Raw genomic sequence first — 19,059 nt, 5'->3', positions numbered from 1 at the left:
TTGGGAGGATAGTCTTGAAACGTTTTTCGCAGATGAAGCTTGGGTCCTGCGCGCTTGTCCTCGCCTTGCTCTATTCCGGCGGAGTGTCCGCACAGGACATCGCAATCGATGCATTCCAGACCCCGCCTGCTGCCGCAAAGCCGCGCGTATGGTGGCACTGGAACAGCGGCCAGATCAGCAAGGCTGGCATTGATGCCGATCTATCCTGGATGCAGCGCATCGGACTGGGCGGATATCAGGCGTTCGACGTCGATGTAGGCGCACCCCGCGTGATCGAAGCGCCGTTAAAATATATGAGCCCGGAGTGGAAGGACGCCTTCAAATACGCTGTGGATGGCAGCATCGCGCGAAAGCTGGACATCGGCGTGGCGGGGTCTCCCGGCTGGAGCGAAAGCGGCGGTCCCTGGGTCAAGCCCGAACAGGCCATGAAGAAATATGTCTGGACCGAGACCCGGATAGAAGGTGGCAAGCGCTTCACCGGCAAGCTGGCGCAACCGCCCGGCACCGCCGGTCTGTTCCAGAACAACGCCAGTATCGACCCGCGCAACAGCACGCCCTTTTACCGGGATTCCAAGGTGGTCGCGTTCCGGCTGCCTGCGCAATATGCCCTGCCGCGCCCGGTTGCCACGGCAAGCGGCGGCGATTTTCATGTTGAGCAGATGATGGATGGCGATGTCGTCCTGACGACCGAACTGACCGCGGCGACGCTTGGCGGCGATTCTTGGGTGCAATATGATTATGGTCGGCCGGTGACGGTCAGGGCCATCACCATCGCGACTGGAGGCTATGCCCCCATGGGCGGCGCAGGCGGGGCCGGGCTCGGCCCGAACGTGCGGCTGGAAGCAAGCGATGACGGCCGCGCATGGAAAATGGTGAGCAATCTGGAAAGCGCCGGCCCGCAGCGCACGACATCAGTGCCCGCAACCACGGCGCGAATGTTCCGGATCGTGGTTCCAGCGGCCGCCAGGCAAGAGGACAAAAAGGACGCCATCCTGAATGTGGGCGGAGGGCCTGGAGGTAAATTGTTGATTTCGGAACTCGTGCTTCAGGGTGCGCCGATGATCAACGCCTGGGAGAAAAAGGCAGGGTTCGAGGTTTCGCACGATTACTATGCACTGGCGACGCCTGCCGGACGAAGCGCGGTGCGTGCCGCCGATGTGTTGGACCTGACGAGCAATCTGCGGCCCGATGGATCTTTGGACTGGACCGCGCCGCGCGGGGAATGGGTCGTGCTGCGCTTTGGCTATTCGCTGACGGGGCAGCATAACGCCCCGGCTCAGGAAAGCGGCGCAGGATTGGAGGTAGACAAGCTGAACGGCGCGGACGTCTCCAGCTATATCACTCAATATCTGGATAAGTACCGCGACGCGAGCGGAGGTCGGCTGGGACCGTCCGGCGTCAGCAACATGATATTCGACAGTTGGGAAGCCGGAACGGCCAATTGGACGCCCGCCATGTTGGAGCAGTTCAAGCGGTTGCGCGGTTATGACGCAGTCTCCTATCTCCCTGCGCTGGCGGGCTATGTCGTGGACAGCGCGGAAAACAGCGATCGTTTCCTTTGGGATTTCCGTCGGACGCAACAGGAATTGCTGAAGACAGAACATTATGACCGGCTGAGCGCGGAGCTGCATAAGGTGGGCATGATCCGCTACGGCGAATCCCATGAGGGTTCACCCCATGTCATTGGGGATGGGATGGAAATGAAGGCGTCGGCCGACGTGCCGATGGCGGCGCTGTGGGTCAGGGGCGCGCCCGGTGAATTCCAGGCCCGTCCCTTTGCAGACATCCGGGAATCTGCTTCGGTTGCGCATATTTGGGGCCAGAATCTGGTGGCCGCGGAATCGCTCACGGCAGCCGGGGCACCATGGTCCCTCTCGCCCCGGGTGCTCAAGCCCTATGCCGACCTGCTGATGCTGGCCGGGGTGAACCGTTTCATCCTGCATAGCAGCGTTCACCAACCGTTGATGGGCAAGGCGCCGGGCTTGGTGCTGGGGCCATTTGGCCATTGGTTCAACCGCAAGGATACATGGGCTGAGCAGGCCGGACCCTGGATCAGCTATCTGGGCCGCGCATCCCATTTGCTGCAGCAGGGGCAGGCCGTCAACGATGTCGCTATTTTCTATGGCGAGGGCACGTCGATCGTCGCTCTGTTCGGTGACAAGCCTCCGGCCATCCCGGAAGGTCTGCAATATGATTATGTCAACGCCGATGCGCTGAAGAACCGTATCCGGGTCAAGGACGGTCGCCTGATGACGGAAAATGGCATGTCGTGGCGACTGCTCTACATGAGCGGGCAGGTGCAGTGGGTGACGCTGCCCACGCTGGAACGGCTGCGTGATCTGGTGCGGGCGGGCGCGGTGCTGGTGGGTGAGCGCCCACTTGGGTCCCCCAGCTTGAGTGACGATCCCGCCAAGGCGCGGGCCATCATCGCTGAACTCTGGCCCTCAACGACAGGCGTAGCCAGGATCGGCGCAGGCACGGTCTATGCAGCCAGGCTGCCAGACGCCGCTCTGGCCGGGGAGAAGATCGCGGCCGATTTCGAGCTGATCCAGGGGGCAGATGCGGAGGTCCGCTTCCTTCATCGTCATGTGGGCGGCTCCGACATCTACTTCGTCGCCAATCGCAAGGACCGCGCGCAGACGGTTCAGGCGTCATTCCGCACGGCGGGCAAGGCGCCGGAACTGTGGGACCCCGTCACGGGCAAGGCGAGCCCGGCCAGCTACCGAACAGAAAATGGCCGCACGATCGTCGACATTCCCTTCGATCCATTCGGCGCGACCTTCGTCGTCTTCCAGAAGAAGGGATCTGAAGCCGGCGCGGTCCCAGCCGTTACAACCGAGCAGTTGGCGGATATGTCGGACGGCTGGTCGGTCGCTTTCCAGCCTGGGCGGGGCGCACCGGCCAAACTGGCGCTGGGGAAGTTGCGGGACCTCAGCAAGGAATCCGACCCAGGCGTTCGCTATTTTTCCGGCACGGCCAGCTATACGAGAAGTCTGAACATTCCCAAATCCTGGCTTAACGGCGCGCGCTCCATCAAGTTGGATCTTGGCCAAGTGGAAGTCATCGCAGAAGTGCTGGTCAACGGCCGGTCGGCGGGGATTGCTTGGACGAAGCCCTACCAGATCGATATCGCTCCCTTGCTGAAGCAGGGCAGGAACAAGATAGAGGTTCGGACCAGCAATTTGTGGGTGAACCGGGTGGTAGGCGACCGTCAACCCGGCGTGACCAAGCGGATCAGCTTCACTGCAGAAGATGCGCCCAGCTTAGGGTTTAAGCAGCCGGTGACGGTGTTCGATACGATCGGTGCCGGGGGCAAGGCATTCGGCGCCACCCCATATGACGCTGATACTCCGTTGCCATCGTCAGGCCTGATCGGCCCGGTACGCCTGATCCGGGAAAACATCGCTGATGGAAGCTGATGTGACTTCGGTTTCTCCTCCGAATTCGGTTAGCTTCCGGCTCCTTGGGAGGACGGAGGACGACGGAGATTATCTCGTTATGGAACGGTTGCGATATATTATTTTCAACCCTCCGGCACGTGTATTCGCATAGCTTGGCGGCGTGTTTGTCAGCGGTTCAGCGCCCTCGGCTTGACCTCACCGCAAGCACTGCGCCAGCCACTACAGTCGCTGCGGCGGCGGCGCGCCATCCGGGCAGATGCTTGTCGGAGACGCTCGTGCTTGGATCTTCTCCCTTTCGCATGCCTGGCAACCGCTCAACTAGGTTAGAAGCGAAGGCGAGTGCGGAACTCAACGCCCTGAGCGGTTCGGTCGCGGGACCCGCGCCGCGATGGAGAAGCGCGTCGATGCCATCGCGACTGCGGTCCAGCAGCGAGAGTGGCAGGGCGGCCAGGACATTGCCTGGTGGGCGGCGGGAAACGATCGGATGCGCTCGGGTCGGAGCGATGCGTCGCACTGCTTCCCAAGCCCAGCCGAGCCGGCGTAGTTGCGCAGGCGAGACCGCGTCCTGCAATCTTGGAAGGAGCCGATCCTCTTCATCCCGCACATCCTGCCGCAGCAATGCGACGATCCGCTCGAGCAGCTGCGCGCGATCGGAAGAATCCGGCGCTGTTCCATCCAGCTCTGCAACAAGCTCATTGATCTGCTGATGTTCCTGCTCCACCCTCAGTGTCAGCAGCTCTCCATCGGGCAGCACCCGTCTTAGTGTTGGCCACAGCACAGCCTCCTCGGCGAATGCGTGCGGGAAAACGAGGCGATAGACACGCATCAATAAAGGTGCCTGCTGATCGGCTGGCGCGGCGCCAAGCCGGTTGAGCAGCCTGTCCAACCGCTCATGGTCGCGCTTCTGTCGACTAAGGACGCTTGCCGCGCCGCTCATATCCTGCTCGGTCTGTTGGGCAAGGGACTTCATCTTGGTTCCTCAAGGTCGGCGATGATGGTGTGAGACGAACCAGAGTCATTCCCTTCGGTTGCCTGTTCTCTTCCGCATTCCGCACCATCGCCAGCCTGGATCAGTCCATCTTCACGCATGATGGTCGGCGCGATTTGCTGACCGGTTCAATGCTCTTCGTCGTGAGCGGAAGGCGTGCTGGCGCGCCGGGAGTTAGGCGCCCAGAGAGCATGGAACTTGGACCAGCTTGCAGCGCTGGAGCCATTCAACACCCGCAAAAAAGGAGCAGTTGATGAGCAACGATCACAGCATCTCTACCCTCAACAGTTTGATCAAGACCACGCTCGACAGCGTGAAGGGCTTCAGAGATGCGGCGGAGGATGCGTCCAACACCCAATATGCGACAACCTTCGCCGAGTTTGCGCAGGAACGGAGTCAGGTTGCCAGCAGCCTCCAGGCCGAAGTGCGCAGGCTAGGCGGAAATCCGGAAGATGAAAGCAGCTTGCTCGCAGCGGCCCACCGCAGCTTTATGGACCTCAAGCAGGCGATCACCGGCAAGGATGACAAGGCGGTTGTCGAGGAGGTCGAACGCGGCGAAGATTATATCAAGGGCAAGTTCGAGGCGGCACTGTCCGACAATGATCTGGATGCGTCGTCGCGTTCGGTCGTTGAACAGGCATATCAGTCGGTTCGCGCCGGTCATGATCGGGCAAGCGCGCTCAAGCACAGCCTGGCTTGAGAGCATCGGGGCCGCTCCGGCTGGAGCGGCTAACCGCCTTTTGCCTTGTGATGAAGAACTGGGATCAGCCGCCGCCGATGCCCTCGATGACCTTCCCTGTCCCCTCGCAGCCGGGGCATGGCTGGCCATTCAGTCTGCCGTCACCGCCACAGGTTGGACAGAGATTTTCGCCAGTGCCTTCAGTTCCAGCCGGAGCCTCGTCACCCGGCTTCATCCGTTCATCATCATTCGTTGGCATCGCATTTCTCCTTGCTTGATCCGGCCGGCCTTGTGATGGCTGCGTGATCAGCCGGGCGCCGCGCTGATAGGTGAAATAGCGCCAGAGCCATTGGATGCTGACCAACAGCCGCTTTTCGAAGCCAACCAGCAGATAGACATGGACAATGGCCCAGAGCAACCAGGCAACCCGCCCCTTCAGGCGGCGCTTGCCGAAATCGAAATTGCGGCATTGCGGCCGATGATCGCAGTGTTGCCACGATCGTGAAAGCGGAAGGGGGGGAGTGACGGCCGGCCGGTGTATTCGCGCGCGAGCGATTGGCCCAGATGGCGGCCCTGTTGCTGCGCCACCTGCGCCAGTGCGGGGAGCGGCTGACTTGTTTCCGGGTCATCTAACGCGGCGCTGTCGCCCAGCACATGAATGTCAGGATGGCCGGGCACGGAAAAGTCCCCGGCGACCCGCACCCGGCCGCTACGGTCGCATTCGGCCCGCAACCAGGACGCCACCGGCGACGCCTTGATCCCGGCCGCCCATATGATTGTGCTCGCCCGCAGCTTTTGTCCGGCGATGACGAGCGTATCGTCATCAATGCTCTCGAGCGCCTGGCCCAACATGACTTCTACCCCGATCGCTTCCAGCCGCCGCCGGGCGTAGGCGCTCAGCTCCTCCGGAAAGCTCGTCAGGATCTGCTTGCCCGCCTCCACGAGCAGGATGCGCACCGCGCCGGGATCGATATGCCGGAAGTCGCGGGCAAGCGTGTAATGCGCAAGCTCCGCTATTGCTCCTGCCATTTCAACGCCCGTTGGTCCCGCACCGACAATGACGATGGTCATCAGTTCTGCCCGTCGCGTCGGATCGGCTTCCCGCTCTGCCAACTCGAAACCGCGCAGAATGCGGCTGCGAAGAAGGCGAGCATCCTCGATGCTGCGCAAGCCCGGCGCCAGCGCTTCCCACTCCGGATGCGCAAAATAATTATACTGGCTGCCGGTTGCGATCACCAGCCTGTCGAAGTGCAGCGATGACCCGTCCGCGAGCGACAGGCGGCGCGATCGTGGATCGACGCCTACGGCTTCGCCAAGCACAACCTCTATATTGTCGTGGCGGCGCAGGATGCGCCGGATGGGCTGCGCTATATCGGCAGGCGAGAGCGCGGCCGTCGCCACCTGATAGAGCAAGGGCACGAAAAGATGATAGTTGTTGCGGTCGACCAGGGTTACGCGGACCGGTTCACCGCCGAGTTCGCGCGCGCAGGCGAGACCGGCGAAACCACCGCCGAGGATGACTATGTGCGGACGCCGGCTTATGCCGAATCCTGCTGAGGCGTGGCCATCCGCGTTCAACAGCACCTCCTCTTGAGAGTGGAGAAGGATGGTCCGTGTCACCAACTCGATTTGATCACGCCTGGCAGTTGCCCTCTCGTGGCAAGATGCCTCAGCATCACCCGAGCCAGTCTGAATTTCCGGTAATAGGCGCGCGGCCGCCCCGTCAGTTCGCACCGGTTCCTGATCCGCGTAGGATTGCCGTTACGAGGGATTTCCGCCATTTTCAGCCGTGCGATCAAGCGCTCTTCCGGGCTGAGACTTACATCATCCGCCGCCGCCTTCAGCTTCGCATATCTTGGCGCATATTTCTTGGCGAGCTTGCGGCGACGTTCGTTCTTATTCACTGCGCTCTTTTTGGCCATCTAGCTTCCTCCCTTATTCGATTTTAATCGCTCGCGTCGGAAAGCGCTGGCATGCTCACCTTGTGCTGGTTCATCCTCTTCTACCATCAGCAGCGTTATTATCCTGTGCGCATAATGCGCAGCTAACGTCCGGTATATAGTTGCAGCAGTCCGCGACCCTGCCTCGCGCGCACTGAGGTCTTCTTTCTGGAGGCGCTTTCTATAATATTCTACGTCATTCATGGGGCGATCCTGGGCACTTCGGCAGCGATAACATCACCGATGGAGCAGTGAATTCACAACGGTTAAGTCGAAAGTCCTTTTGGATGACGAACCAACCTAGGTGAATGAATGCTGATATTGGTTTTGGCGCGCATGTTGACGCAAGTGTTCCGATTTTCCGGAAGAACAATCATCCCGAGACTGATCCGCCGCTTCTGCTTACCTGAGTTAGAGTGTTCGGGATTTTGGCGGAACTCGGTAGCACGGCCAATGTTCAGGGCGGAGCATCCGTGTGGGAGCAATTCTATGAGCTTTAATCCTTTGGCCGAGCGTGGCATTCCGCTCGAACAACAATTCCGCAGCTGGTCTGAACTCAACATCGAACCCTATGACACGCGCGCCGTGCATCCTTATACACGCTGTCGCGTGATTGCGATGAACGGGATAGAAGTTGAGGCCATCATCAATTCCCATCAGATGGCGCGCCGGACGATGGATATTGGCCTCAAGCAAGTCGCCGCTGTGGTCAGGCGAGTCGAACAGCAGCAGCAAAAAGTCGTGAACTGGCTGATCCCTGGCGATGAGAGCACAATCGCGAACACCATCGGCTATGAGCAGGTCGCGGTGGATCTGACGGCTTGGCTGGCGCGGCACGAGCCCGATCCATACCTCAAGAAGGTCTATGAATTCGCGCTGCTGGAGGATTTCGATCATCTCTACAGATACGCCAACCTCATGGATCTGATGGGGGAAGGCAGAAAGGCGGAGGAGATCACGCAGGACCTGACCGAGATGCTGCCCGGGCGGCCGACGATCTTTCAGCATCGGCACCCGCACGATGAGCTGCGGCGGCCCATGACGATCCATGCCGCGGATATTCAGTCGATCATGAACGGCATCACTATCGTTGCCGCTGAGCAGCAGACGATGAACTATTATATGAATGTGGGGAACCGCCCCGTCGATCCGCTTGCGCGCGCACTCTATCTGGAGATCGCCCAGATCGAGGAGCAGCATGTATCCCACTATGAATCGATACTCGATCCATCGATGACTTGGCTCACCAACTGGGTGCTGCATGAATATAATGAGTGCTGGATGTACTGGTCGTGGATGTCCACGGAAACGGACGCACGACTGAAGGCGATCTGGGAACTGCATCTGGGCATGGAGATCGAGCATCTGCGCATTGCTTGCGAACAGATGAAGGAGATTGAAAAGGTCGATCCCGCCGATTTCCTGCCCGCGAATGGCATGCCCGCGCCGCTGACCTTCGAACCCAACAAGGAATATCTGCGCGACGTGCTTGACCGCACCATCAGCTGGACCAGCTATGATGCGCAATTTGTCGATATCAAGACGCTTGGTCCCGATCATCGCTATTTCGAATATCAGCGTAAGGTCAATGCAGGCGGATCGCCCACGGAAATCGTCATAGACCGGCACCGCGAGGAATTCGGCCATGAATATCGGTTGGAACCCGATGGTCCTCACCCGATCGAGTCGCTCCGTGAACGGGGCCCCCATGACCAGTTCGCCTATTGGGAAGCCGTGCGCTCCCATGTGCCCGAAGGAGTGGAATGATGAGCAACGAACAGGAAGCAGGCGGCCTGAAGCAGGTCGTCAACAAGGTGACAGATGCGGTCGGGGGCATGGTGGGGCAGGCAAGTGCAGCCAGCACGAGGACGGCTGACCAGTTTGTCGAAAACGCCGCCATCGGGGATCGCTACGAGATCCGCGCCGGGATGATCGCGTTGCAGCGAGCCCAACGCGATGACGTGCGGCTGGCAGCTCGCCAGATGATCATCGATCACACGACAAGCACGCATCAGCTTCAGGCCGCGCTGGAGATGAACGAGACCGCAGGCGTGATTGCGCCCCCACTTGAGCTGGACAACCGCCGTCAAGGGATGATCCAGCACCTGATGGAGGCCTCAGACGATGGGTTCGACAAGCAATATCTGGATCAGCAGGTGCTTGCCCATGAGGAAACCGTGACCTTGATGCGCAACTTCGCCGAGGGCGGCGACAATTCGCAGTTGCGCTCATTCGCGCTTTCCACCGCTCCAGTCGTCGAACGGCATCTGGAGCATATGAAGCATTTGCGCGAACTTGCCTGATGCGAGCCGCAGGAGACGCGGATGACCGATCGAAGGACTGACCTGCCCTCGCTTGCTCCTCCGGGAATCATGCTTGGCATTGGCCTCGGAGGATTTTTCGACGGGATAGTCCTGCACCAGATTTTTCAGACACATGCCATGCTGTCAGCGGTCATTCCCATGGACAGCATGATGAACATGAAAGCCAATATGCTCGCCGATGGCCTTTTCCACGCGCTTATGTGGATGGCGACGCTGATCGGGGTGGCGTTGCTCTGGCGGGCACTAAATGGCAGGCGGGGCGCCAGCGCACCGGGCTGGCGACTGATCGGCTACATGCTCGCAGGATGGGGATGGTTCAACCTTATCGAAGGATTGATTGACCACCATCTGCTGAATCTGCACCATGTCATTGAAGCGCTTGGCGTGTCGATTTGGGACTGGCTGTTCCTTGCCTCGGGCATCGTCCTCATTCTTGCCGGCCACGCCATTGCGAGGAAGTCCAGCCAAATCACTTGACGCACAAAGCGTGCTCTTCAGCCCTTTGCCTCCTGCACGGCGCGTATTGCCCTGCCCACGTTGAGCCGCCCCCTGCCAGTCAGGTGATCAGTGCCGCGCTCGGCAAGATCATCTGCGCTTTGCAGCAGCATTGAGGCAGCCTGCGGCCCGGACAGATGCGGAGCCCGGCTAAGCAGGAGCGCGATGGCGCCTGCGGTGTAAGCGACCGAATAGGACGTCCCCGAGACGAGGCTGCAGGATCGCTCGCCACAATCGACAACAACATATTCACCCGGAGCGACGACATAGCGGCTGCGTGTTGCGCCTGCCTTGTTCGACCAAGGCGCCATCCTGCCCTGGAGGGTTGCTGCGCCCGACACCAGCATCGATGAAGCGAAACGCGGGTCGGTGGCATAGCGGGCGGGCCAGACGGGCTGGTCGTCTCCGTCATTTCCAGCCGCAGCGACGATGACGACGCCGCGTTTCGCAGCGCGCTCCAGCGCCGGTTCTATGGCCTGGATTGCCCGCCTGGACGCCATCGGCATGCCGATAACGCTTGCCCCATGATCCAGCGCATAGTCGATCGCCTTGGCCAGAAGCGGCGGGTCAAATGCGCAGGTGCGAAGGCAAGAGCCGTCACGATCGGCACGAATGGACAACAGCGTCGCTTCATAAGCAATGCCGAATGTTCCCGCGCCATCGACGGGGGCAGCCAGCAGGGAAGCCGTCTGCTGACCATGCCGCCGGTCGCCCGTGTCGAACCGCCGGTTGGGCACCAGGTCGATCGAATGAGGAGAGAGGTCGCTGAACAACCCTGCGGCGTCCGGGCCAACGCCCGTATCGATCATCGCGACGACTATGCCTTTGCCGGTCGCGCCCTTGCGGTAGACGCCGGTTGCGCGGCTTGCCTTCACGCCCCAGCTCAGACGATATTCGGCACTACCCAGTTTCGGGCGGGGCGGCGTGCCGGAGGCGGCCGACGCAAGGGTTGGAGTGGAGATCAGGATCATCATGAGCGCGGACTGCGCGGCAATGCGCGCCGAGCGCCGAAGCGAACGGGTCAATGTATGTGCTCCTGGAAGTGCCGGCAGTTTCGGTGAGCAGGATGTAGGAACGCCAGGCCGTACCGAAAAGGGGTGACGAGCAGCATCGCAGCGTGGAACGCCGCACCCTGCGAGCGGTTAGGCATGCTACAGCGCAGGAGATCGTGTGGCACCCGTCATTTACCATCAGAACCCAGGCATGGCTCCGGACAGCCCGCGGTGAACGACCATCCCTATGATGTCGCGCTCGTCCTCAGCGGCGGGAATGCGCTCGGCGCATATCAGGCTGGAGCCTATGAGGCGCTGCATGAGCAGGGGCTTGAGCCTTCGTGGATTGCTGGTGCGTCTGCGGGCGCGGTAAATGCGGCGGTGATTTGCGGCAACGAGGCGTCCGACCGGATCAGCCGACTGCGTGAGCTGTGGAAATGTCGCGGAGACGCCGAACCGATTGACCTGCCTGCAATCTTTGAGACGGTGAGGCGTAGCTGGTCGACCGCATTGACGCTGGCCGGTGGACATCCCGGGCTTTTCGTGCCCCGTCATATCTACGGCCCCTGGTTTAACCCTCTGAACAATGACGAGCCTGCAAGCCTCTACGATCTGCGTCCACTCGCCGACACGCTGCGGCGGCTGGTGAATTTTGATAGGCTCAATCAAGGTTCTCCGCGCTTGTCAGTCACAGCTGTGGATATTCAGACCGGCGAAGATGTCGCATTCGACACAAGCAGCTGTTGGATCGGCTGCGACGAAATTCGCGCGAGCGCCGCGCTTATTCCACTGTTCCCGCCGGTCGCAATCGGCGAGCGGCTGCTGGGAGACGCGGGCATTTCAATCAACCTGCCTCTCGATATCATCCTGTCCGAAAAGCGGTCCCGCGCGCTGCTTTGCATCGCCGTGGATCTGCTGCCGCTGTCTGGAGGTCGTCCTCGCACGCTCGGCGACAGTGCAAAGCGGAGCCAGGACCTCATGTTCGCAACGCAAAGCCGCCGCGCGTTGGCCGCCTGGCAGGCGGTCTTTGATGCCCAAGGTGAGAAAGCAGCGCCCGTAACGGTGCTGCGCCTCGCCTATGCGGATCAGGCGAAGGAGGTGGCGGGCAAGGCATTCGACTTCTCGAGCCAATCTGCCGAAGCGCGCTGGCGCGCTGGTTATGATGCTATGAGGAGCATGTTGGCTGCTCTTGAACGGGGTGAAATAGCGACGAGAGATCCAGGCTTGTCGGTTTACCAGTCCGATCCTCGCAGTCTGCACGGGATTGAGCGTGTTCGTTTCTCCATGCGGCCTGAGCTGGGATAAAATTGAAAGCGGTCTCCGGTGCAGCTGAGGAAGCGCGCGGTCGGAAGTAGGTCATCGTCCAAACGTTAGATAAGATGCCGACCTGCCTCGGCTTAACCTGCGTTGCGTGCGGCGGAAGGGGCTGACCGGCAGCGAATGGCGAGTTCGGGCGCTGAGGATGGACAAGCGGCCGGTCCGCACCTGAGCAGCAAAATTTTGCTCCTGGGCGGCTGGAACGGGTCGGCCCCACCATGAAGCGTTTTCCCCGCGGCGATTATGGCCAATTGGAGACGTGTCATGGGATTGTCAGAATTCGATCCTGCCGCTCGTGATCGAGTGTCGTGGAATGCAGGACGTAAGGTAGGTGCGAAGCGAGCGCTCAAACCCCGTCAGATTTGGGCCATTCGCTTCTTCCTGGATCAACATGGGCGGGTTCGAGATCGGGCTCTCTTCGATCTCGCCATCGATAGCAAACTGCGCGGCTGCGATCTGGTGAAGATCAGGACCAGCGACATCGTTTGTGATCGGAAAATTCGTACGCGAGCCACGGTTGTTCAGCAAAAGACCGGAAGGCCAGTTCAGTTCGAATTGATGGACGAAGCTTGCGCTAGCCTCCTCAAATGGCTCGAACTGAGAGGGGGCTCTTTAGAGGATTTCGCTTCCCCAGCCGCACCGATCATGCTGCCCACATAAGCACGAGACAATATGCCCGCCTTGTCGACAAGTGGGTTACAGGAATTGGCTTGCCCAGTGAAGATTATGGCACCCATTCGCTGCGGCGGACCAAGGCATCGATCATTTACAAGGCGACCGGAAATCTTCGTGCGGTCCAATTTCTATTGGGGCACACAAAGATTGAAAGCACGGTCCGATATCTCGGGGTGGATGTGGAGGACGCGCTCACATTGCCGGAGGGCACGGAAATCTGAGGGTTGCCTAGCGCCTCGCCGATGCGAGGAGCCAAGACCTAGTTTGCGGCTGCTACGCGCCAAAGTCGCTTATTCCGCTTGGGAGTGCGCGAACTCGCGAGCTGCCGTTCGTTCATCTTACTCTGGCGAAATGCGGAGAATGGCCGACGCAAGAGGCGTTGGCGTCTTCGCCCAAACGACAAGTGTGAAAAGCAACCGGAGCCATTTGCGAGGCGTGCTAGAATCTCAAGGCGCCGCTGTTGTCTCATCCAAGGCGTCGGGATCGCGCCCTCGTTGCCGATCGATGGTTCGCATCACCGGTGTCACGGTCAATCCGTGCAGCAGGATTGAGAGCAGCGAGACAAGGCCGACGATCGCCCACAGGCGCTCAGCTTCGGCGAACGCTGCGTGATTGATCGCATAAGCGAGATAATAGAACGATCCTACGCCGCGGATGCCGAAAAAGGCCAAGGTCAGCTTTTCCATTCGCTCAGCGTGAAAGCCGGCCAATCCCACCAACCCTGCAATAGGCCTTACCAGCAGGATGATCGCGAACGCAGCCGCGGCATCTGCCCAGCCTAGCGGTGCGAGCAGACCATTGACCAGTGCGCCGCCGAAGAGGATCAGCAGCACCATCATCGCGATTCGCTCCAGCTGTTCGGTGATGTCGTGCATCTCGCGCTGAAACTCGTGATCACGGTGCGAACGGCGTAATGTCAGGGCGGTGATGAACACGGCAAGAAAGCCATAGCAGTCCAGGATTTCGGTCACGCCATAGGACACGAAGGTCGCTGCGATGGCAATGAGGCCGTCACCCGTCTGCGCGAGCTTGCTTTCGGCCGGAACGTGAAATGTGAGCCAGCCGAACAGCTTGCCGATCGCCCAGCCGCCGGCGACCCCCATGCCGATCTCCCAGGCTACGTCGTGCAGCAGCCAGTCGCTCGCCCAAGGGTCACCGGTCTTAGCTGCAAGTGCCAACGCGATCGCAAGATTGACAAAAGGAAAGGCGAACCCGTCATTCAGCCCGGCCTCGGAAGTCAGGCCGAAGCGGACTTCGTCCTCTTCGCCGCTCTTGGGCGGGCCGACCTGCACGTCCGACGCGAGCACCGGATCAGTCGGTGCAAGGCTGGCGCCCAGCAGCAGCGCAGCTGTCCAGGAAAGGCCGAGGCCCCATCCCCCGATCAGGGTGATCGCGGCGACAGAGACCGGCATCGTGATACCGAGCAGCCGCCACGTGACACTCCAGTGCCGCCAGCTGAAGATCCGATCAAGCTTCAGACCGGCGCCCATGAGGGCGATGATTACCACCAGTTCGGTAAACCGCTCGGTGATCGTCGGATAGGACAGGGGCATCGGTCGCAGCGAGACCGCGGGCAGCAGAAAGATGACCGCGCCGATGGCGATGCATATGATCGGGAGCGAGAGCGGCAGCCGCTTTAAGGCCAGCGGCAGCCACGCGACCAAGGCTATCAGAACCCCGGCGCCCGTAAGCCAAAGAATGTAAGGTTCGGGCGAGGAAAAGTCGGGCATGCGTCGATAACCGTCGGGCGCGAAATGCGTTCATTGTTATCCGGTTCAGCCGGCGGTCCGCTCGACCTTCGACGGGCTCGCGGTAGGCGCTCGTGACAGCATTTTGAAACGAATCGGCGCGCCGCTTTCGAGGTTTCGACAGTTCGAAACGATCGGCGGGCTCGGAGCCTCCGTTGTGCTCGCAACAGAACGGGTAGAAGGGGCGCCAGACCTACCTGTGATGATCAATGCTCGCGTTGTATTAGGTGTTGTCTACGCCTCATAGGTTGCCGCAATTCAGGGGCTGGCCCGGTTCTTCTGGATATTTATTGGAAATGCCGGGCGGTTGGCCGCTAGCCTTGCTCATTCATGGGCCGATAATGCAGCCGCACGAACGTCGGGTGTCGCCGAAACCCGTCGTTAGCGTTCGTCCTCGCGAACGGCGGCTTAGTCCCAATGTTAGTCCCCTGACCCATTCAATTTTAAGATTGGTTTTCCGGCATTACGCGTCACATGTAAGCGTCGAAGAGCGGCACTGTAAATGCCGTGTCACCATGCGCGGGGTTGTACAACATCCCTTTCGCGATCAGGCTGTACCTTGTCGGAGCGACGCTGGATACCTTTACCTTCGTGGCTTCCGCCACATCACCAGAGCGATGCGGGCCGGGCCCCAGGCGAGGCAAGATCAATCCGCACGCCCTGGGGCGTTACCGCCCGCGTCCAGAGGACGAACAGGCGATTGTGCCCTTGCTGGATGCCGCCGCGATATTCGCCAAGAACGCGCGTGCCCTTTTCCATGAGTACGACGCGGCCATTCTCGGAATAGACGTCCCGCGGAATCAGGCAGGACGTGTAACCGGGCTGCGCGGAATTGATGGCGGTTTGCAGGATACAGAGGATCAACGTGGCCGCCATGATCAAAAAGTTGCGGTTCGGCAGCATCGATGCCCGCGCTTCCCCGATTGACGCGCTTTGCCGCAGAAGATCGAGCGCGTTGGGTGCCCTGCCCTCGCCGCTCTCTAGCGCTCCGGCAGCGGTGTCCGGCGCATCGCCGGCAGACCGATCGGATTCGCAAGCAGGGCAATTGAATGCGTTGACGATCCAGGTGCCTGCAAACGCCTCGCCCGCTCTCGGTAGCAACAGGATCGCGGATTGGGATCCCGGCGTGGATTTTCGCAATGATGACCGCTTTTTCCAGATCGCCCTGCGCGGTGACCTGGATGTGACTGATCATATCACGCTTACGTCGATCTCAGCCTATGAGGATTACCGACAGGACGCCGTCCGGGACATCGACGGCACGGCGCTTCAGATCCTCCTGCTCGGCACGCAAGGCAGGATAAAGAGCTTCTCCCAGGAACTGCGCCTGGTAGGTGACTCCGGTCCCCTGAAATGGATCGTCGGCGCCAACTATGCCAAGGACAAGGCGAACGAATTCCAGTCCTTCGATATCCGCAACCAGACGAACAATCCAATTTTCGGGATACCGAACGTTGGCGCAGACCTGACATCAACTCAGAACTCGAAAACGCTAGCAGCGTTTGGCAATGCCGAGTTTGAGATTACGCCGGATCTCACCTTGCAAGCCGGCGCACGCTACACAGAGAACCGCCGGTGGTTCAACACATGTTCGCTGGACAATGGCAACGGTAATATCGCGGCCATAATCGGCGTTGTTCAATCCGTCGCAAAGGGTGCCTTCGGCCTGCCTGCAGGTCCCGTTCCGCAAGTTGGCGGATGCTTCAATCTCGATGCGAATTACGATCCGGGTGAGTTTCGTTCGCGGCTCAACGAGAACAATGTGTCGTGGCGCGTCGGAGCCAAGTACAAAATAACTTCTGATGCGCTCATTTATGCAAATGTCAGTAGGGGGTATAAAAGCGGTCTATTCCCTACCGTTCTTGCATCGTCGAATAATCAGTTCGCTCCGGTGAAGCAGGAGAAGCTGACGGCCTACGAAGCGGGCGTGAAAGCATCATTCCTTGACAGGGCCGTAGATCTCACGGCCGCCGTCTTCTACTACGACTATCGTAACAAGCAGGTCCGCTCTCATTTCATCGATCCCATCTTCGTTGTCCTGGAATCCGTCGCCAATGCGCCAAAATCAGATGCCATTGGTGCCGAGGCGCAAGTAGTGGTTCGGCCATTGCGTGGACTAACCTTAAATCTCTCGGGCAGCTACACAGATTCGAAGATCAAGGATTTTATCGGTGTAAATCAGTTCGGCGCCGTCGAGGATTTTTCGGGGACGCGCATGCCATTCACACCGGAATGGCAAGGCGTCGGTGATGCTGAATACCGATGGTCTCTCGACCCGTCCCATGAGGTATTCGTCGGCGGAAGCCTGTCCTACACTGGCGCCTCGAACGCGTTTCTCGGGGCCGACTCTGTTGGAAAGATGGTTGCGCGCACGCTCGTTGACTTGCGCGCCGGTGTCTCTGGGCCGGGCGACCGATGGAAGGCCTATGTTTGGGGACGGAACGTTACGAACGAGAAATATCAGAACTATGTCATGAGGATTACTGACACTGTAATTGGATATTCTGGCAAACCGGCAACTTACGGCTTTACGCTGGCAGTGAATTTTCGGTAATATGTTAACCAGCTAAGCAAAAACGAAGGCTGTAACACGCCTCGAGGAGGAGACCCGGATTGGCAAGGGCCGGACCCTTGCGAGAGAGCTCTCCTCTTCGAGGCGTGTCACCACAAGTCACCTGCCATATCCGAGCATAGCAATTCTCGCACATATTGGGGACAGGGATGTCCGTCCGCAGGCGCAGCGAGGTAGCGTTGGTCGGAAAGCTAAAGCTCGACGGCGATTTCAGGCGCGATCTGGGCTGCCACCTCAGCATATCATTCACTGCCCGGTGCAGCCCGGATGCTGGCGATGAGGCTGCAGCGCACTGGTTCGCCCACGTACCCTTGGGCCACATTTCCCTCCACCAGCCGCCCGTCGGGTAGACGATGATCGCGTCGCAAGCGGCAAGCTCCGTCGCCGTGCCTTCCCAGATATCCGCGTGCAGCGATCCTCGGTTGCGCAATTGCGGACCGATGCCCCAGCCAGTGTCCGATGCCGCACGCTTCGGCGGTCGAGCACCTGCTTCGGAAGTGCGTCACCGCAGGAAGGTGCCGAGCGCGTCGTCCGCATGGTTGAGATCGGATCGCAGACCATGGCTCGCATAGACATGCCGCCGCGACAGTCCGCGCTCGCCGGGGTTCGGTTCGATGCAATAACTCAAGGTTACGCGCAGCTGGACGAGCGTCGCGGGATCGAGCGCCAACAACGCTTCGCGCGCCATGGCAGCTGATGAACCGCCAGCTCATCGGTGACAGCTGATCCGCCCTTCATCTTGAACGGAACAATCTCGTCCTAGCTGACGAGTGTCACATCGTGATCGAAGCTACCGAGCGCGCGAACCAGCGAAGGGACGCCAAAACCGTAGCGCGGCACGAAGGCAGGCTTGCCGATGGAGCTGTGATGGGCGCGCATGGCAGCGGTCCATTCTGCGGAATGAACGATGAGGCCGCGGACTGATTTCGGGCCACAAGGCCGGCTTTTCCACCAAGATCTGTGCCGCCATTCGTGCGGCGAGCGCGGTGGCCGCGCTGGTATCGCCCGTCGTCGTGAACGGCCGCTCCGCGATCGCGCGATAGGTGGTTAGCAATGCGAGATCATCGACGTGGTCGCCCTGCCCCGTCGCCGGGTCGTACCCGATATTGCCGCCTTCGAAAACGACATCAGGCTTGATCGGCCACTCGCGGATTCAGCTCACCGAGGTACGGCTTCGCGGCATGATGTCGCCGGCCGCTCCTAGCGCACTCCAACCGGCATAGGTCGGATCCGAAATCACCATTCGCTCGGTGAAGGCGCCCACCGTGAGCACGTTCCAGGCCTGTACCGGGCTCTCGACCGGGCCTGGCGCGTCTGCGAGATCGCCTCCTGACGCCGGAGATCGTCAGTCGCTTCGCAAGCGAGAACTGGATGCCCAGATGCGGTCCGCGCACAGCCGCCGCGACGAAATGGAAGAAAATCTGATCGAGACACGCCGCCGGATTGCCAAACCGGTGAAGCAGATGGAGAAAGACGACGATCTTCCCCGCTCCGTCATGACGCGCCTGAAGGATCTGGAGTGCGAAGAGGACCGCCTTTTCCAGGAGCTTGCCAACCTTCCCGAACGGACGGTCGTGCGTCTCCCGGCGAACTATGAGGCAGTCTATCGCTCCGCCGTTGCCGAACTTGAGCATCATCTGGTGACGCGTGACGCGAGCGGCTCGCGCAACGCGATCCGTACCTTGATCGAAGCGGTTGTCGTGCCGGTGACGGCCGTGATGGCAAGCATCGCCGTCTGGAGTTGCGGGGTGATCTGTCCCGGATGCTGGAGTTTGCCGACGCGCCTGCGAACGGCGGAAATGCGATCGTGCAGAAACGACAAAAGCCCCAGTCTGGTGAGACTGGGACGTTGAGCCGTACACCGTTGGTTGCGGGAGCAGGATTTGAACCTGCGACCTTCAGGTTATGAGCCTGACGAGCTACCGGGC

At 60.3% G+C, this 19,059-nt stretch carries 15 protein-coding genes and 3 pseudogenes; 9 read left to right on the top strand and 9 right to left on the bottom strand.

Going from position 1 to position 19,059, the window contains the following annotated elements; genetic code table 11:
• Window positions 1-14 precede the first annotated feature (14 nt).
• The gene (locus MU848_RS15445) at window positions 15-3,419 is read left to right on the top strand and encodes a glycosyl hydrolase (RefSeq protein WP_247233986.1); all 3,405 of its coding nucleotides are present in this window, start codon (window positions 15-17) and stop codon (window positions 3,417-3,419) included.
• A gap of 157 nt (window positions 3,420-3,576) precedes the next feature.
• On the opposite strand, the gene MU848_RS15440 is transcribed toward MU848_RS15445, so the two are convergent.
• On the bottom strand, window positions 3,577-4,371 hold the full coding sequence (locus MU848_RS15440) for a hemerythrin domain-containing protein (RefSeq protein WP_201516770.1): 795 nt from the start codon (window positions 4,369-4,371) through the stop codon (window positions 3,577-3,579).
• A 271-nt stretch (window positions 4,372-4,642) separates the two neighbouring features.
• Between MU848_RS15440 and MU848_RS15435 the strand changes: the two genes are divergently transcribed.
• Window positions 4,643-5,089: a PA2169 family four-helix-bundle protein gene (locus MU848_RS15435; RefSeq protein ID WP_236575271.1), complete on the top strand. Its 447-nt coding sequence runs from the start codon at window positions 4,643-4,645 to the stop codon at window positions 5,087-5,089.
• 64 nt (window positions 5,090-5,153) lie between these two features.
• Here MU848_RS15435 and MU848_RS15430 read toward each other — a convergent pair whose 3' ends face one another.
• The 3 genes from MU848_RS15430 to rpsN all read right to left on the bottom strand — a co-directional run bounded on the left by MU848_RS15430 (window position 5,154) and on the right by rpsN (window position 6,990).
• Window positions 5,154-5,327: a hypothetical protein gene (locus MU848_RS15430; protein ID WP_247233984.1), complete on the bottom strand. Its 174-nt coding sequence runs from the start codon at window positions 5,325-5,327 to the stop codon at window positions 5,154-5,156.
• 176 nt (window positions 5,328-5,503) lie between these two features.
• On the bottom strand, window positions 5,504-6,646 hold the full coding sequence (locus MU848_RS15425) for an NAD(P)/FAD-dependent oxidoreductase (protein WP_247233982.1): 1,143 nt from the start codon (window positions 6,644-6,646) through the stop codon (window positions 5,504-5,506).
• A gap of 38 nt (window positions 6,647-6,684) precedes the next feature.
• On the bottom strand, window positions 6,685-6,990 hold the full coding sequence (gene rpsN, locus MU848_RS15420) for a 30S ribosomal protein S14 (RefSeq protein WP_247233980.1): 306 nt from the start codon (window positions 6,988-6,990) through the stop codon (window positions 6,685-6,687).
• Between the two features lie 507 nt (window positions 6,991-7,497).
• Between rpsN and MU848_RS15415 the strand changes: the two genes are divergently transcribed.
• Genes MU848_RS15415 through MU848_RS15405 form a run of 3 tightly spaced genes read left to right on the top strand, consistent with a single transcriptional unit; the run spans window position 7,498 to window position 9,809 of the window.
• Window positions 7,498-8,775: a hypothetical protein gene (locus MU848_RS15415; protein WP_201516773.1), complete on the top strand. Its 1,278-nt coding sequence runs from the start codon at window positions 7,498-7,500 to the stop codon at window positions 8,773-8,775.
• On the top strand, window positions 8,775-9,311 hold the full coding sequence (locus MU848_RS15410; protein ID WP_247233978.1) for a DUF4142 domain-containing protein: 537 nt from the start codon (window positions 8,775-8,777) through the stop codon (window positions 9,309-9,311). Before MU848_RS15415 ends, MU848_RS15410 begins: the two co-directional genes overlap by 1 nt.
• A 21-nt stretch (window positions 9,312-9,332) precedes the next feature.
• Window positions 9,333-9,809: a DUF2243 domain-containing protein gene (locus MU848_RS15405; protein ID WP_247233976.1), complete on the top strand. Its 477-nt coding sequence runs from the start codon at window positions 9,333-9,335 to the stop codon at window positions 9,807-9,809.
• 17 nt (window positions 9,810-9,826) lie between these two features.
• Here the strand turns inward: MU848_RS15405 and MU848_RS15400 are convergent, their stop codons facing one another.
• The gene (locus tag MU848_RS15400; RefSeq protein ID WP_247233974.1) at window positions 9,827-10,852 is read right to left on the bottom strand and encodes a S8 family peptidase; all 1,026 of its coding nucleotides are present in this window, start codon (window positions 10,850-10,852) and stop codon (window positions 9,827-9,829) included.
• A gap of 198 nt (window positions 10,853-11,050) precedes the next feature.
• Between MU848_RS15400 and MU848_RS15395 the strand changes: the two genes are divergently transcribed.
• On the top strand, window positions 11,051-12,124 hold the full coding sequence (locus MU848_RS15395) for a patatin-like phospholipase family protein (RefSeq protein ID WP_247233972.1): 1,074 nt from the start codon (window positions 11,051-11,053) through the stop codon (window positions 12,122-12,124).
• 276 nt (window positions 12,125-12,400) lie between these two features.
• Window positions 12,401-13,032, top strand: a pseudogene (locus MU848_RS15390) (tyrosine-type recombinase/integrase).
• A 225-nt stretch (window positions 13,033-13,257) separates the two neighbouring features.
• On the opposite strand, the gene MU848_RS15385 reads toward MU848_RS15390, so the two are convergent.
• Together MU848_RS15385 and MU848_RS15380 are read right to left on the bottom strand one after the other, a co-directional pair.
• A complete protein-coding gene (locus MU848_RS15385) occupies window positions 13,258-14,541 on the bottom strand; it encodes a cation:proton antiporter (RefSeq protein ID WP_247233970.1) in 1,284 nt (427 codons plus the stop codon).
• Between the two features lie 645 nt (window positions 14,542-15,186).
• A pseudogene (locus tag MU848_RS15380) lies at window positions 15,187-15,540 on the bottom strand (TrbI/VirB10 family protein); the annotation flags it as partial.
• On the opposite strand from MU848_RS15380, the gene MU848_RS15375 reads away from it, so the two are divergent.
• Complete coding sequence (locus MU848_RS15375; protein ID WP_247233968.1) at window positions 15,434-17,113, top strand: TonB-dependent receptor; 1,680 nt, start codon at window positions 15,434-15,436, stop codon at window positions 17,111-17,113. The pseudogene MU848_RS15380 and the gene MU848_RS15375 overlap by 107 nt on opposite strands.
• A 520-nt stretch (window positions 17,114-17,633) precedes the next feature.
• Here the strand turns inward: MU848_RS15375 and MU848_RS15370 are convergent.
• Complete coding sequence (locus tag MU848_RS15370; RefSeq protein ID WP_247233966.1) at window positions 17,634-17,819, bottom strand: hypothetical protein; 186 nt, start codon at window positions 17,817-17,819, stop codon at window positions 17,634-17,636.
• Between the two features lie 249 nt (window positions 17,820-18,068).
• Window positions 18,069-18,269, bottom strand: a pseudogene (locus MU848_RS19145) (S8 family serine peptidase); the annotation flags it as partial.
• A gap of 127 nt (window positions 18,270-18,396) precedes the next feature.
• Here MU848_RS19145 and MU848_RS15365 point away from each other — a divergent pair.
• Complete coding sequence (locus tag MU848_RS15365; protein ID WP_247233964.1) at window positions 18,397-18,984, top strand: hypothetical protein; 588 nt, start codon at window positions 18,397-18,399, stop codon at window positions 18,982-18,984.
• Window positions 18,985-19,059: the final 75 nt, after the last annotated feature.

Source organism: Sphingobium agri, assembly GCF_023051225.1.
GTDB classification, from domain to species: domain Bacteria; phylum Pseudomonadota; class Alphaproteobacteria; order Sphingomonadales; family Sphingomonadaceae; genus Sphingobium; species Sphingobium agri.
Note: the sequence above shows the minus strand (reverse complement) of the source record. Positions and strands in the feature narration are given on the sequence as shown.

Excerpts from the sequence above, each read along its gene's own strand:
- MU848_RS15440 (WP_201516770.1), bottom strand. The coding sequence starts at position 4,371 with ATGAAGTCCCTTGCCCAACAGACCGAGCAGGATATGAGCGGCGCGGCA.
- MU848_RS15435 (WP_236575271.1), top strand. The coding sequence starts at position 4,643 with ATGAGCAACGATCACAGCATCTCTACCCTCAACAGTTTGATCAAGACC.
- MU848_RS15430 (WP_247233984.1), bottom strand. The coding sequence starts at position 5,327 with ATGCCAACGAATGATGATGAACGGATGAAGCCGGGTGACGAGGCTCCG.
- rpsN (WP_247233980.1), bottom strand. The coding sequence starts at position 6,990 with ATGGCCAAAAAGAGCGCAGTGAATAAGAACGAACGTCGCCGCAAGCTC.
- MU848_RS15415 (WP_201516773.1), top strand. The coding sequence starts at position 7,498 with ATGAGCTTTAATCCTTTGGCCGAGCGTGGCATTCCGCTCGAACAACAA.
- MU848_RS15410 (WP_247233978.1), top strand. The coding sequence starts at position 8,775 with ATGAGCAACGAACAGGAAGCAGGCGGCCTGAAGCAGGTCGTCAACAAG.
- MU848_RS15405 (WP_247233976.1), top strand. The coding sequence starts at position 9,333 with ATGACCGATCGAAGGACTGACCTGCCCTCGCTTGCTCCTCCGGGAATC.
- MU848_RS15385 (WP_247233970.1), bottom strand. The coding sequence starts at position 14,541 with ATGCCCGACTTTTCCTCGCCCGAACCTTACATTCTTTGGCTTACGGGC.
- MU848_RS15375 (WP_247233968.1), top strand. The coding sequence starts at position 15,434 with ATGATCAAAAAGTTGCGGTTCGGCAGCATCGATGCCCGCGCTTCCCCG.
- MU848_RS15370 (WP_247233966.1), bottom strand. The coding sequence starts at position 17,819 with ATGGCGCGCGAAGCGTTGTTGGCGCTCGATCCCGCGACGCTCGTCCAG.